Source organism: Methylobacterium sp. W2 (assembly GCF_020662345.1).
GTDB lineage: Bacteria > Pseudomonadota > Alphaproteobacteria > Rhizobiales > Beijerinckiaceae > Methylobacterium.
Genome location: NZ_VMOA01000009.1, coordinates 1 through 13586 on the forward strand (window position 1 = coordinate 1; position 13586 = coordinate 13586).

Below are 13586 nucleotides of genomic sequence, written 5' to 3' on the forward strand. Positions count from 1 at the left end.
GCGATCAGCATCTCGCCGGGCGCCAGGGCCACGTCGAGGGCACCGGTGACGAAGGCCTCCAGGGCGAGGCGGCGGCGACCGGAGGCCGAGGCCAGCTCGACCTCGGCGCCGAGCGCGATGAGCGACGTGACCCAGTCGGCGGCCGGATCGGCATGCACGAGGGAGCCGCCGATCGTGCCGCGATTGCGCACCGGCCGGTAGGCGATGGCCATCGCCACCCGCGCCATGGCGCCGCCGGTGAGGTCAGGGACGCGACCGTCCTCGATATCCGCGTGGGTGACGCAGGTGCCGAGCACCAGGGTCTCCCCCTCGACCGACGCCCGGCGCAGCTCGGGGATGCCGGTAATGTCGAGGACGAGGTCCGGCTCGACGAGGCGCAGGTTCAGCATCGGTCCGAGGGATTGTCCCCCGGCCATCAGCTTCACGCTGCCCTCGGCGGTGGCGAGCCGGGCGAGCAGGCCGGGAAGATCGCCGGGGCGCTCGTAGGCGAAGCGCGCGGGTTTCATGCGGCCTCCCGGCTGCGGGCAGTGGCCGCGTCACGGGCCTCCAAGACGGCTTCGACGATCCGATGCTGGCTCACCGGCGAGTGCAGCATGGCGACGCCCAGCGGGCGCAGGGCGTCGTTGATGGCGTTGGCGAGCGCGGCCGGGGGCGCGATGGCCCCGCCCTCGCCGATCCCCTTCACGCCGAACTGCGTGTAGGGCGAGGGCGTCGCCATGTGGTCGATGCGAGGTTCGGGCACCTCCGCCGGCCCCGGCAGGAGGTAATCGGCGAAGGTGGAGGCCAGCGGCTGGCCCCGGGAATCGAAGCGCATCTCCTCGTAGAGCGCCGTACCGATCCCCTGCGCGAGGCCGCCATAGATCTGGCCGTCGACCACCAGCGGGTTCACGAGGGTGCCGCCATCCTCGACGATGACGTAGTCGAGGATCTCCACCGCCCCGAGGTCCGGGTCCACGGCAACGAGGGCCGCGTGCGCCGCGTAGGAGAAGGTGCCGGAATCGCGTTGTGGCTTGTAGCCGGCGGTGACTTCGAGGCCGCCCGGATCGACGTCGAGGGCGAGATCCTGCGGCCGCCGGTACCAGGTGTGGGCGATCTGGGCGAGGCCGACATCGCCCGAGGGGCCGATGACGCGCCCCGCCTCGAAGCGGCAGGCGGCCGGGTCGGCCTGGAGGAGATGCGCCCCGATGCGGACCGCCCGCAGGCTGAGCTCGCGGCAGGCCGCCGCCACGGCGCCGCCCGCCATGACCATGACGCGCGAGCCCCAGGAGCCGGTGGAATAGGGCGTCATGGCGGTGTCGCCGTAGACGAGGCGCGTGCGGGCCACCGGCACGCCGAGGATCTCGTGCGCCACCTGCGCCAGGGTCGTTTCCAGCCCTTGCCCATGCGAATGGGCGCCGATGCGCAGTTCAAGCCCGCCATCGGGGGTGAGCCGCGCCCCGGCCTGCTCGTGACCCGGCACCATGGGGATGCCCCAGCCGGAATAGACCGAGGTGCCGTGCGCCGCCTGCTCGCAATAGATCGAGAGCCCGAGGCCGATGCGGCGCCCATCGGGCTCTGGTGTCCGCTGGCGCGCCCGCACGGCATCCACGTCGATGGCTTTCAGGGCGCGTCTCAGCGCCTGCGGGTAGTCGCCGCTGTCGAAATGCTTGGCGGTGATGTTGTCGAAGGGCATCTGGTTCGCCCGCACAAGATTCTTCTCGCGCACCGTCCAGGGCTCGATGCCCGCCTCGGCCGCCACTGCGTCGAGGATCAGTTCCATGGCAAAGCACACGCCGGTCCGGGCGACCCCGCGATAGGGCAGGATCGGGCACTTGTTGGTGGCGACCGACCAGGTGCGGCAGCGATAGGCGGGAAAGTCGTAGGGGCCGGGCAGGATGCTCGCCACCTGCGCCGCCTCCAGGCAGGCGGAGAACGGGTAGGCCGAGTAGGCCCCGGAATCGACGGTGGCCTCGCAATCGATGCCCCGGAGGGTGCCGTCCCGCTCCGCATAGGCCGTGATGCGGTAATGGTGCTCGCGGCAATTGGCGTTGGCGGTGAGGTGCTCGCGCCGGTCCTCGAGCCAGCGCACGGGGTGGCCGACGCGGAGCGCCAGCCAGGCGAGGCAGACATCCTCGGCGAGCAGGATCGCCTTGTAGCCGAAGCCGCCGCCGACATCGGGCGAGACGATGCGCAGGCGTCCCTGCTCGATCCCGAGACATTCGGAGAGGCCGTTGCGCACGATGTGGGGCATCTGGCTCGCCGTGTGGACCACGAGCTGGTCCATGCGGTGGTCGAGATGGACCACCGTTCCCCGCCCCTCGATGGGCGCCATGCACTGGCGACCCGTGGAGATGGTCCGCGAGACCTTGATCGGGGCATCAAGGGCCGAGGCGAAGTTCACGTCGACCAGGGTTTCAAGAAAGACGTTGTCGCCCCAATCCTCGTGGACCAGGGCGGAACCGGGCTCGCGGGCGGCGAGCATGTCGTGGATCGCCGGCAGCTCCTCGAGGTCGAGGACGATGGCGGCGGCGATGTCCTCGGCTTGCGCCCGCGTCGGTGCGAGGCAGATCGCCAGCAACTCGCCGACCTGACGCACCTTGTCCTTGGCGAGGATGGGCTGCTCGGACACCTTGAAGCCGGAAAGCCCGGAGACCGCCCGGATGGGGAGAACGCCTTCGAGATCGGCCGCGGTGAACACTTGGTCGCGAAACGCCTCCGGCACCTGGATCGCCCGGATGCGGGCATGCGCCAGGGGGCTGCGCACGAAGGCCACGTCCTGCAGGCCCGGCAGGCGCAGGTCGCCAACATACTGCCCGCGCCCGCGCATCAGGCGGTCGTCCTCCTTGCGGGGCAGGCGTGCGCCGACGCCCTCGGTAAGGCCGTTCGCATCGCTCATGCGGATGTTCCTGTGAGGTCGAGGCTTTCCACGAGATCGATCGCGGCGCGCACCAGCACGCCGCCGGGACGACGCAGTTCGTTTAGGATGGAAAAATGCTCGGCCCCCGCTACGGGGAGCAACGGCCCCGGCGCATGGCGGGCGCTGCGCAGGGCGTGGAAGTCGCGGGCATCGTGGACGAGGGCCGGGCGCTCGGCCGTGCCGTAGGCGATGGCCAGGGGCTTTCCCACCACCGGCTGGCGCAAGGGTGAAAGGCCAGCGACCTCCGCGTCGGTAAGGGAGAGGGCGTCGTTCAGGCCGGTGTCGCGGATGGGTCCGAGTTCGTAGACGCCCGAGATGGCGAGCCCCGCCGCCACGGCCGGGTGATGCAATTGCATCGCCGCGAGATGCGCCCCCGCCGACCAGCCGGCGAGCACCAGGGGACCCGCGATGCCGTGCGCCGGCCCGTGCTCGGCCAGCCAGTCGAGGGCAAGGCCGATCTCCTCGACGATCCGCGTCAGGCTCGCCTCGGGGGCGAGGGTGTGGCCGGGCATCGCTACGGACCAGCCAGCGGCGGCGGGACCTTCGGCGAAGCAGGCGAACAGGTCGCGGGAATTGCGCTGCCAGTAGCCGCCATGGATGAAGACGAGGCAGGGCGCCGCCGGATTTTTCCCCGGATAGAGGTCGAGGGCCGTCCGCGGCGCGGGCGCATAGGGGATATCGAGGGCTCCCGGATGCGCGGCGCGGTAGGCGGCAGAGGCCGCGTTGCGCACGGCCGCCTGGGCGGCGGCATCGGGCACCGCCGCGTTGTTGTCGTAGGCGGCGTCGCGCGCCGCCCGGTCGAGGCGGGACCAGACGTGCCGGGGGTCGGGCGGCAGCGGGGACGGATCGGCCCTCATGCGGTCGTCTCCTTGGGTACCAGAGTCAGGCCGCGATGGCGCTGGGCAGGATCGGCGAGTCGGCGTCGAAGCGCTTGCCGGCGCGCAGGCAGAAGGCTGGCTGCAGCAGGCGCTGGGCGATGACCTGGGTGTCCTCGTTGTCCCGAAGCAGGAAGCGGCCGCGATGGTCGTGGAGCACCGAGACGTCGGCGGCGAAACCCGGCGTCAGGGCGCCGATCCGGTCGGAGAGGCCCAGCATCTCGGCCGGATGCTTCGTCACCATGGGCACGACCTCTTCGAGGCTGAGGCCCAAGGCCATCATTGAGCTCATGGCCTGGGTCAGGCTGAAGCGTGCCTGGCCGAGGAAGGGATGGTTCTCGTCGTCGTGGTGCTCGTCGGGCGTGCCCGCCGGCCGCGGCACCTCGGTGTTGTAGCCGTGCATGTCGGCGCCGAGCGTGTAGGGCACGACGCCCGCCGGCAGGGAGGCGCGGGCGACCCGGTAGGAGAAGTGGCTGCCGTGCCCGACATCCACCCGCAGGCCGGCATCCATCGCAGCCCGGATGATCGGGTGAACCACGCCCTCTTCGTTGATGAAGCCGCCCGGATGACGCGTGAACGGGTGGGCGAGGAAGTCCCCGGGGCGCAGCAGCGGGATCACCCGCTCCATGATGGTATTGGCGTCCTCGCCATTGGCGCCGCTCTCGGGCAGGCCCCAGAGCTGGCCGAAATGCACGTAGAGCGGCAGGTCGGCCCGGCGGCTGATCTCGGCCGCCATCTCCATCACCTTGATGCCCCAGCGGGCAAAGCCTCCGATCTCGGCGTGTCCCTTGATGCCGCGCACAAGGTCGCGGTTCTCTACCGCCGACTTCACCGTCGCCTCGATGTCGACGCCGTCCGGGCTGTACAGATTCGGATAGAAATGCCCTTCGAGGCCACCGACCAGATAGGCGGAGAGGAAGGCGTAGATGCGGGTCTCGGCCTTCTCCGCGACGAAGTGGCGGAAGCCCGGCAGGGTCATGCAGGACGCGCCGCCCTGATCGATGACCGTGGTCACGCCCGAGCGCACGCCGACCATATCCGGCGGCAGGCCGAACCGGCCGGTGACGTACTGGTAGACGTGACCGTGCGTGTCGATCATCCCCGGCAGCACCAGCTTGCCCTGGACGTTCACCACCTCGGTCGAGGCGGAGGGGACGATATGGTCCTCGACGGCGGCGATCCGCCCGTCACGGATGGCGACGTCCTTGATGCCGTCGATGCCGGAGACCGGGCAGATGACCCGTCCGCCGCGCAGCAGCGTGTCGTAGCGACCAACGTCCATTTCGTCTCCTCCATCGTCTCGCATCGGCCATCGACTTGCCTCGCACAGACGCGACCAGGAAATGCGAAGTATGCTTCGTATATCTGTCCAGGCATGTTACGTGCCAGCAGCCGTCCGGGCTTCGGATCGGGAGCGGGAGACGGGATGCAGATGGACGAGAGCGGGCTGGCTGAAGCGGAGGCGGCGTCATCACGAGAGGCTCTTCAGCCCCTCGGAACGTCTTGGCTCCTGCCGGAACGGCCGGGTTTTCTGATGCGGAGGCTGCATCAGATCCATGTCAGCCTATTTTCAGAGCGTTGTGGCGCTTTCCGCGTCACTCCCCTGCAATACAGCCTGCTCTCTCTGCTGGCAGAACGCGAAGAAGCCGACCAGACAACCTTGGCCAATGCGGTCGCCCTCGACAGGACGACGACGACCGGCGCCCTCAAACGCCTGGAACTACGCGGATTCGTCGAACGCTCTGCTTCGCCGATTGACCGACGTTCTCAACGCTGCCGCCTGACCCAGGCCGGCCGCGCCCTGCTGGGTCGGATGGAGACGGCCGCACGACAGGCCCACGACGCAACGCTCGACCCGCTCTCGAAAGAGGAGCAAGCGACCCTGATCCGCCTGATGAAGAAGATCACTGCAGCCAACCAGCAGCGCCGGGGCAAAGATGAGTTGCTGGGGTGATTGCCTTGCAACGTCTGCTACCGCGACAGTGTCGCGATGAAGCTCGCACCTGTGAGCGCGCAGGCATCGTCGCCGGGGCGGACAATCCCGTGCCGACAAGTGATCGACCCGTTGAGGAGCTTTCCATCTGTGCGATCAGGATTAAGATGTCTATCGACGTCGTGATACAATAAAAAACCAATTATCCGTGCTTGCCTATTTCTTCGAACGGCCCCTGACTAATTCACAAAGCGGATCCCCCATCCGCTTTGTCGCTCTGGAAATCTCGATTGGGGCAATGTCTTAGCGGATGAGATAGTCCGGCCATTCACGACCAGACCCACGATAGGCGCTGTGAGAATGCCCGCCTGCTCGATCAGCCATCCCGATTTGGGCATTGGAAAATTCGGCGACTTGTCCTTCCGCTAACCTCCCCTGGCCATCCTCTCGGTCGAGCCAAGTTGCGTAGCGGCTCGCGTGAGATGGACGACCCACCCCGCCGGCTCCGTGATCAGATCGGGGCGGCGGGGATTCTAATGCGACCCGTGTCGCAATTATAGCGGCTTCGCGCACGAGCCTCGCGGCTTCGGAATCCATTCGGATGTCTTCGAGTTCTGCGAGTCCGATCATTGCAGTGCATTCCCAGCACAATTGCAATGCAACACGAAAAAAACTTAGGCTGCCAGCCGTTCCTGCTCCGATGTACTTGGTACGCAATCGGACAACGCTCTGCTGTTTCTGCGGACGCGGTGCCAATCTCGTCCGTGAAGCGGCCGGGGAGTGAGCAAGACGGCACAGGCCAGGGCTGCCGACACCGGCTCGTCTTATCTCAACCGCAGGACGAGGTTGTCCCAGCCTTGGAGCGGTCGAGCGACCATGGCATGGCAGCCGCCATGCGCGAGACGTCGATCCACCCATATGGCCGCCTGCCGGTTTTGTAGACCCGATCCCAAGCTAATTGGGCTCGTTTTTCGAACTCGACCGGGCTGACGTAGCCCAGGCTTGCAATGCCAAGCCCGGCATGTCCGTGCGCAACGCTATCGGTATGGTGCGACGAAAAAAGAAGAAGCCCCGACGCTGGACCAGACCCACCATCCACCTCATGACTTCGTAGCACAAGCGCGCTTAGAAGCCTGCGGCATCAGAAAGATACCGTCATCGCAAGGACTTAGGGGCCAAATGGCGGAGACGGAGGGATTCGAACCCTCGATACCCCTTTCGGGGTATGCTCATTTAGCAAACGAGTGCCTTCAGCCGCTCGGCCACGTCTCCGTAGGGGTGGCTCTAGAATTTCGCGTCGGACGGGTCAACCCGCTTCGCGGGTTCGATAGGCGGCAATGGGGTGGAAATCAGCGCGTTGCGCCGTTCGTAGTGTTTGGCCACCCTAAGATGACGGGAGATCGCGTAGTTCGCGGCGGTCAGGAAGCCGTAGACGCCCCTGACGAAATGGCGACGGCCGAGATAGGCCTTGAGGAAATTCAGCGGCAGTTCGACGAAGATTCGCCAGGTGGGGATCGTGACGCCGCGGGCTTCGAGATCCCTGGCCTGCTGGTCGGAATAGCGGTTGAGCTTGTCGAGCTGGTCCCCCAGCGAGCGTACGGAATAGTGATGGATGACCCCCTTCACGCGGCCGACGCTGGCGCCGGGATCGAGTTCCACTCGGTCGTGGACGGGGGAGGGCGAGTAGCGGCCCCTGTCCTTGCGGTAGAGGCGCACGGGATGCAGGGCATAAGCCCAGGGATGCGGCCTCGCCTCGCCGGGGAAGATCTCCGCAATGGCGATACGGTAGGCCGGGTGGGCAGGCTCGCCGGCGGCGAACAGGGCCCGGATGGCGTCGGACAGGTCCGGAGGCACCACCTCGTCCGCATCGAGGTTCAGCAGCCAGTCGTGACGGCAGACGGTCTCGGCGAAGCGCTTCTGCGGGCCGTAGCCGGACCAGTCGTTGTGGATCACCCGCGCGCCGAGGGAGGCCGCCAGGGCCTGCGTTCCATCGCTGGAGCCGGAATCGACCACCACGAGGTCGTTGGTCAGATCGCGGACCGCGCGGATGGTCGCGCCGATCCGGTCGGCTTCGTTGAAGGCGATGAGGAAGATCGAGAGCGGCGGCGCGGACATGGAGACGGCTCTACGATATCGATCCGCCTGGCCGATACCCCTTTTTCAGACAGGGCACGGGAGCGGCCTCGACCTCATGCCACGACCGGCTGGTCGGCCAGCCGCTTGCGCTGGACCTTGCCATTGGCGGTGCGGGGCAGGGCATCGAGGAAGCGGACCTCGCGCGGGCACTTGTAGGCGGCCAATCTCTCGCCGCACCAGGCCAGGATCGAGGCTCCGTCCGCCGTTTCACCCGGCTTCAGGACGATGAAGGCGGCGATGACCTTCAGGTCGGCCCGGACGGCGAGTTCGGCGACGCCGACTTCCGCCACGGACGGATGCCCCCCGACCACGCCCTCGACCTCGTTGGGCGAGACCCGGTAGCCGAGGGCGTTCATCAGGTCGTCGTTGCGCCCGTGGAACCAGAGGTAGCCGTCCCCGTCGAGGCTCGCCAGATCCCCGCCCGCGAACCATTCGCCGCGCAGAACGATGGCCTCTTCCTCGGGCCGGTTCCAGTAGCCGAGCATCAGGCCCGGCTCCGTGCGGTGGATCGCCAGAAGCCCGGTCTCACCCTCCGGCAGGGGCTCGTTCGGCCCGTCCACCGGCAGGATCGCCACGCGGCGCCCGGGCTGGGGCTTGCCGGGGGAGCCGGGCTTCACCGGGATGGTGGGACCGCTGGAGACGTAGGTCGAGATCTCGCTCATGCCGAGCGCCTCGTAGAGGGGCTTGCCGGTGGCGGCGGTCCAGGCGTCCAGCAATTCCGCGGGCAGGGCCTCGCCGGCGGTGCAGCCGTGGCGCAGCCGGGACAGGTCGTGCGCGGACAGGTCGGCGTATTTCAGGATCTGGCGGTAGAGGCTCGGCACGGCGGCAAACAGCGTGGCGCCGTGCCGCGCGATGAGGGCGGGCCAGACGGCGGGATCGCGGGGCCCGTCATAGAGGACGCTCGTGGCGCCGCAGGACCACGGATCGGTGATGCCGACGCCGAGCGTGTAGGTCCAGTTCATGGTGCCGGCATGCAGCATCACGTCGGCCTCCGTCAGCCCCAGCCAATGCGCATGCATCGGGCGGCGCCCCCAGATCGCCCGATGGGCATGGAGCACGCCCTTCGGCCGGCTGGTGGTGCCGGAGGTGTAGACCAGGGTCGCCGGATCGTCCGCCGCGGTGTCGGCGTAATCCGCCACCGGCTCGGCACGCTTCATCGCGGCGATCTCGGAGGGGCCGAAGACGATCCGACCGGCGGATTCCGCCGGGTCGAGGCGGTGGCCCGCCCCGGTCACCACGACGGCGGCACCGGAATTCTCCATGAGGAACGCGGCTTCCGCCGGCGTCAGCTGGGGCGAGGAGGGGAGGGCCACGAGGCCGGCGGCGAGCGCCCCGAAATAGACGAGAACGTAATCCGCCTCGTTGCCCATCCGGATCATCACGCGGTCGCCGCGGCGCAGGCCGAGGGCGAGGAAGCCGGCGGCGATGCCGCGCACGGCGCGGTCGGCCTCGGCGAAGGTCAGGTGGAACGCCCCGCCCTCCGCGCCCGCCATGATCAGCGCGGTCTTGTCCGGCCGCAGACGCGCATTCTCAGCGAGACAATGACGGGCGGCATTGAAACGGGCCGGTGGAGGAGCGTCCGGTCGGATCATGGAAACGGTTCGGGTTCTCGCGTGGCGACGCGTTCAAGCCATGCCGAAAGCCGCGGCCGGCAACAAGGGCCGACCGCGGGACTTCGGACCGTTCGGATGCGCGCTATCAGCGATGGCCGAGGATCACGCCGTCTTGACGGCCAGCAACTCGTTGGCTGCGGCGAGCATCGCCTTCATGGCGGCGGACGCGGCCTGATAGGCCGGCGTGCCCACGTCCCAATTGTTGGCGGCAACGGCATCGGTCATCGTCTTGGCCTGGTCGAGAGCGGTCTTCTCGGCATCGGCGAGACGGGCCAGCGCCGGATGATCGCGCAACGGGCCGTTCCGCAGGTCGGTGCAGACGCTGTAATCCGCGCGGCCGAGCATCGTCGGATCGGAGGACGCGGCCGGGGCGAGCCCGACGAGAATGCGGGCGAGCTTGCGCTTCCACATGCCGACATCTGCCGGCAGGCAGACCAGGCCATGCGCCTTGACGCCTCCGCTTTCCGCCGCGAGGGCGGTGCGGCCGAAATCCTCGGCCTTCACCAAGCGGATCGTGATCTTGTCGATCTCCTCGTGGGTCTTGGCGGCCTTGCCGGCGATGTTCTGGACGCTGGTGGAGATTTCGGCGGTGGCCGAACGCTGCTGGGCGAGCATCTGCGAAATCGCCTGATTCAGGTCGCTGGCATGGGAGATCCGCTCGTTGGTCTGCTCGACCCGCGTCTCCAGTTGCTCGACGATGGCCCGTCCGGAGGTGACGGCGTTCCGGCTCTCGCCGACGGCGGTGGAGATGGCCGCCATCTCGGACGTCAGCGTGCTGAGAAGTCCGCGGATCTCGCCCGTGGATTTAGCGGTCTGGGCAGAGAGCGACTTCACCTCGGCCGCGACCACGGAGAAGCCGCGCCCGGCCTCGCCGGCCCGCGCGGCCTCGATGGTGGCGTTCAGGGCGAGCAGGTTGGTCTGGGCGGAGATCGACGCGATGGCGGTCGCCATCACCTCGATCTGGGCGATGGCCCGCTCCAGCACCACCACACGCTCGGAGATCAGCGACGTGCGGACGTCGATCTCCTGCATCGCCGACTTGGCCTCGCGCCCGTCGCCGATACAGGCGCTCATGGCGGTCAGGGCGTCCTGGGCAACGGTGACGACGGTGTCGGATGTCTGGGAGACCTCGGCGATGGAGGCCGCCATCTCTTCCGTGGCGCCGGCGATCGTCTGCGTGGCGCTGGCGACTTCGCCGACATCGTAGGTCATCCAGCCGATGTTGATGGCCGCCTCGGACGCCTCCTTCGCCATGGAGGCGATGGAGGACAGGTTGCGTTGATTGTCGTCCTCGCCACGGCCGCGAAGACGCTCGATCGCGGATCTGAGCTTTCCATCGGGCAGGTCGACCGCCGACAGACCCTGGCTCGACATCAGCGCGTCCACCGCCGCGCCCAGACGAAGGTCGTCGGCCTCGCTCTGCTGGGCTGCGGTCGGCACCGCAACCGTGTCGGAGGCCAGACGCTTGCGGGAGAAGCCGATCATAAAAGCACAACCCTGAGATATCGCTAAGGCAAGCTTATAGACTCCATTGTTTAATGGTGCCTTAGCAGGCATCGTCTCGGCACCCGCGCGAGTGGAGAGAGCGTCGATCTCCCGCTATTCCGTTGCCAGTCTCGAACGGAAACAACACGCCCGATCCCCGAAAGCTTTTCCAGTTCATGATTGCGGAGGCTGCACATCTGAATTAATAATTATTTTTATTATTTAAAGCGCTACCAATATAGCCCCCGAGCAAAAACGCTGGGACTTAAAACTAGATTGTTGATATTTTGATATAAAAATCACCGATCTCAGGCTAGTAACAGCAAGTACAGAATCATTTCATGAATTATATTTCACATTCCGCGAATATCCTGAAGTAAGGTCTTTCCAATTTCGCACACGCACGCGTGAAAGCATTGCTCGGCCGAACGAAACCCCGGACGCGTCCAAGTCGTCGAGACATCAGGCCGAATGGGGGAGAAGCGGCACGGGTCGCAGCGGGACGAGACCCGCCTTGCGCTCGAGCAAGGTCGGCGGAGGAACGGGCGCTTCGATCGAGCAGACCACCCCGCTGGCCGCGAACAGAAGCTGGACCTCGCCGTCGAGCTCGCGGGCGAGGCTGCGCTCGATGAGGCGCGAGCCGAACCCGGTGCGTGTCGGCTGCGTCACCGGCGGCCCGCCGCTCTCGCTCCAGCGCAGGAGGAGGCGGGCTTCCGGTTCCTTCACCACGCTCCAGGTGATCGTCACTGTGCCACCCTCCTGCGAGAGCGAGCCGTATTTGACCGCGTTGGTGCCGAGTTCGTGCAGCGCCATGGCGATGGAGAGGGCGAGCCGGGGCGGCAGGCGCAAATGCGGCCCGGACACGATGAAGCGGGATCGACCCGCTTCGGTGGAATCCAGGGGAGCGGTGGCATCCGCCACCACGTTTCCGAGCTCCGCCCCCTCCCAGCTTTCGCGGGTGAGTACGTCGTGGACGCGGGCGAGCGCCAGGAGCCTCGCTTCGAACGCGGCCTTGGCCGCCGCCGCCTCCGGCGTGTCGAGACCGCGCAGGGATTGAATGGCGATGGACTGGACGGTGGCGAGGGTGTTCTTCACGCGGTGGTTGAGTTCGTGGATGAGCAGGAGCAGATGCTCTTCCGCGCGCTTGGCATCGGTGATGTCGACGTTGCAGCCGGTATAGCCGAGGAAGGTTCCGGTATCGTCGAGGCGCGGCACGCCTTCGCACCGCAGCCAGCGCACCACGCCGTCGCGATCCACGACCCGGACCTCCGCCCTGACGGGAACGCGGCCGGCGAAAGCGTCCGAGAACTTGGCGGAGAACACCGGCAGATCGTCCGGATGGATGATCGTCTGCCAGCCGCCGGCCGCGAGGGCGCTGGCCGGCTTGCCGAACAGATGGTCGAAATGCAGGTTGGCGAAGCTGATCTCCCCGACCTCGTCCGTCATCCAGATCAAGGCGGGCGCGGAATCCGCCATGTGCCGGAATCGGGCCTCGCTCTCGCGCAGGGCCGAGAGGCCGCGTTCCGTCTCGGCGAGCGCCGTGTCGCGCTCCTCGCCCCGGGTGCGCAGGCGCAGGGAGGCGTCCGCCAGCACGTCGCCGAGGCGGCGGATCTCGTGGATCGGCGAGGTGATGCGCGGGATGGCCTCGCCGCGCGCCAAGGCCGGCCCCGTCGCCACGAGGCGGCGCAGGGGCTGCGAGACCTTCGACCAGAGATTGATCGCGAGGATCGACGAGGTCGCGAGGACGAGGAAGCCGAAGCCGGTGAAGGCCCAGATCCATCCGCGCAGCCGCGCATCCACCAACGCCTTCGGGATCACCGCGCTCACCGTCCAGCCGGTGAGGCGCGAGCGCGCCTCGACCACGGTGACGGGGCGCATGTTGAAATCCTTGCCTTCCCAGACCCCCGGCGTCTCGGTCTGGCGCTGGCGAAGGGTCGCGAGGCGCGGCCGCCCGACGATCGATGCCGGATCGGGGATGCGGGCGAGGGCGATGCCATCCCGGTCCGACACGCCCGTCATCCAGCCCTGGACGTATTCCCGGCCGAGGATGCCCTGCAGCCGGCTCACCGGCGCGAGGAAGCTGAGGAGATAGGCGACCTCGCCCTCGTTCTGGACCGGGACGGCGATGGCATAGGTCGCGCGCTCCGGCATGCTGCCCGACAGGATGCCGGAGATCATCGCCCGCTGCGTGCCCGACGCGATCTCGCGGTCGAAGGGCAGGGCGGTCTTCGGCAGCGGCGCTCCGCGCGGGACCGAGGTGTTCACCAGTTGCTGGCCGTCCGGCCGGCGCAGCAGGATGTCGAGCCCGACGGTTTCGCGGACGAGCCGCGCCTGCGCGTCGAAATTCTCGAACTCCGCGTCCTTCAGGCGCGGCGACGTCGCCAGGGTCTGCAGTACGGAGACGAGCCCCGCCGTGTCGCGGTCGATGGACAGGGCGATCCCGCGAACGTTCTCGCGCGCATCCTGCTCGAAACGCGCCCGTTCGGTCCCGGCATAGCGAAACAGGAGGATCGCCGTGAACAGCAGTCCCGGCCCGATCAACGCGACAACGAGGGCGACGAGGTAGACCTGCGTCGAGAACCCGCGCTGCCGGATGCGCGCGAACAGCCGGCCCGGGGCGGTGCCCTGCCACCCACCGCTCGTCGTCC

General features: G+C 67.7%; 9 protein-coding genes and 1 tRNA gene. 1 reads left to right on the forward strand and 9 read right to left on the reverse strand.

Features of this window, described 5'->3' with window-relative positions:
* From FPV16_RS06635 to FPV16_RS06650, 4 genes are all read right to left on the reverse strand, one after another.
* Positions 1-506, reverse strand: a 506-nt coding sequence (locus FPV16_RS06635) for an FAD binding domain-containing protein (RefSeq protein ID WP_227437255.1), incomplete at its 3' end; no start/stop codon positions are given.
* The gene (locus tag FPV16_RS06640; RefSeq protein ID WP_227437257.1) at positions 503-2875 is read right to left on the reverse strand and encodes a xanthine dehydrogenase family protein molybdopterin-binding subunit; all 2373 of its coding nucleotides are present in this window, start codon (positions 2873-2875) and stop codon (positions 503-505) included. The genes FPV16_RS06640 and FPV16_RS06635, both read right to left, overlap by 4 nt.
* The gene (locus FPV16_RS06645) at positions 2872-3753 is read right to left on the reverse strand and encodes an alpha/beta hydrolase (protein WP_227437258.1); all 882 of its coding nucleotides are present in this window, start codon (positions 3751-3753) and stop codon (positions 2872-2874) included. Before FPV16_RS06645 ends, FPV16_RS06640 begins: the two co-directional genes overlap by 4 nt.
* A 25-nt stretch (positions 3754-3778) precedes the next feature.
* Positions 3779-5053, reverse strand: a complete 1275-nt coding sequence (locus FPV16_RS06650; RefSeq protein ID WP_227437261.1) for an amidohydrolase/deacetylase family metallohydrolase — start codon at positions 5051-5053, stop codon at positions 3779-3781.
* Positions 5054-5203: 150 nt separating this feature from the next.
* On the opposite strand from FPV16_RS06650, the gene FPV16_RS06655 reads away from it, so the two are divergent.
* Entirely contained in the window at positions 5204-5725 is a 522-nt protein-coding gene (locus FPV16_RS06655) for a MarR family winged helix-turn-helix transcriptional regulator (RefSeq protein WP_227437460.1), read from the forward strand.
* A 1159-nt stretch (positions 5726-6884) separates the two neighbouring features.
* On the opposite strand, the gene FPV16_RS06660 is transcribed toward FPV16_RS06655, so the two are convergent.
* From FPV16_RS06660 to FPV16_RS06680, 5 genes are all read right to left on the reverse strand, one after another.
* Positions 6885-6976, reverse strand: a tRNA-Ser gene (locus FPV16_RS06660).
* A 12-nt stretch (positions 6977-6988) separates the two neighbouring features.
* Complete coding sequence (locus FPV16_RS06665; protein WP_227437262.1) at positions 6989-7819, reverse strand: glycosyltransferase family 2 protein; 831 nt, start codon at positions 7817-7819, stop codon at positions 6989-6991.
* Positions 7820-7893: 74 nt separating this feature from the next.
* A complete protein-coding gene (locus FPV16_RS06670) occupies positions 7894-9432 on the reverse strand; it encodes a class I adenylate-forming enzyme family protein (protein WP_227437265.1) in 1539 nt (512 codons plus the stop codon).
* A 123-nt stretch (positions 9433-9555) separates the two neighbouring features.
* A complete protein-coding gene (locus FPV16_RS06675; protein ID WP_227437267.1) occupies positions 9556-10938 on the reverse strand; it encodes a methyl-accepting chemotaxis protein in 1383 nt (460 codons plus the stop codon).
* Positions 10939-11400: 462 nt separating this feature from the next.
* Entirely contained in the window at positions 11401-13545 is a 2145-nt protein-coding gene (locus FPV16_RS06680) for a sensor histidine kinase (RefSeq protein WP_227437462.1), read from the reverse strand.
* Between the last annotated feature and the right edge of the window lie 41 nt (positions 13546-13586).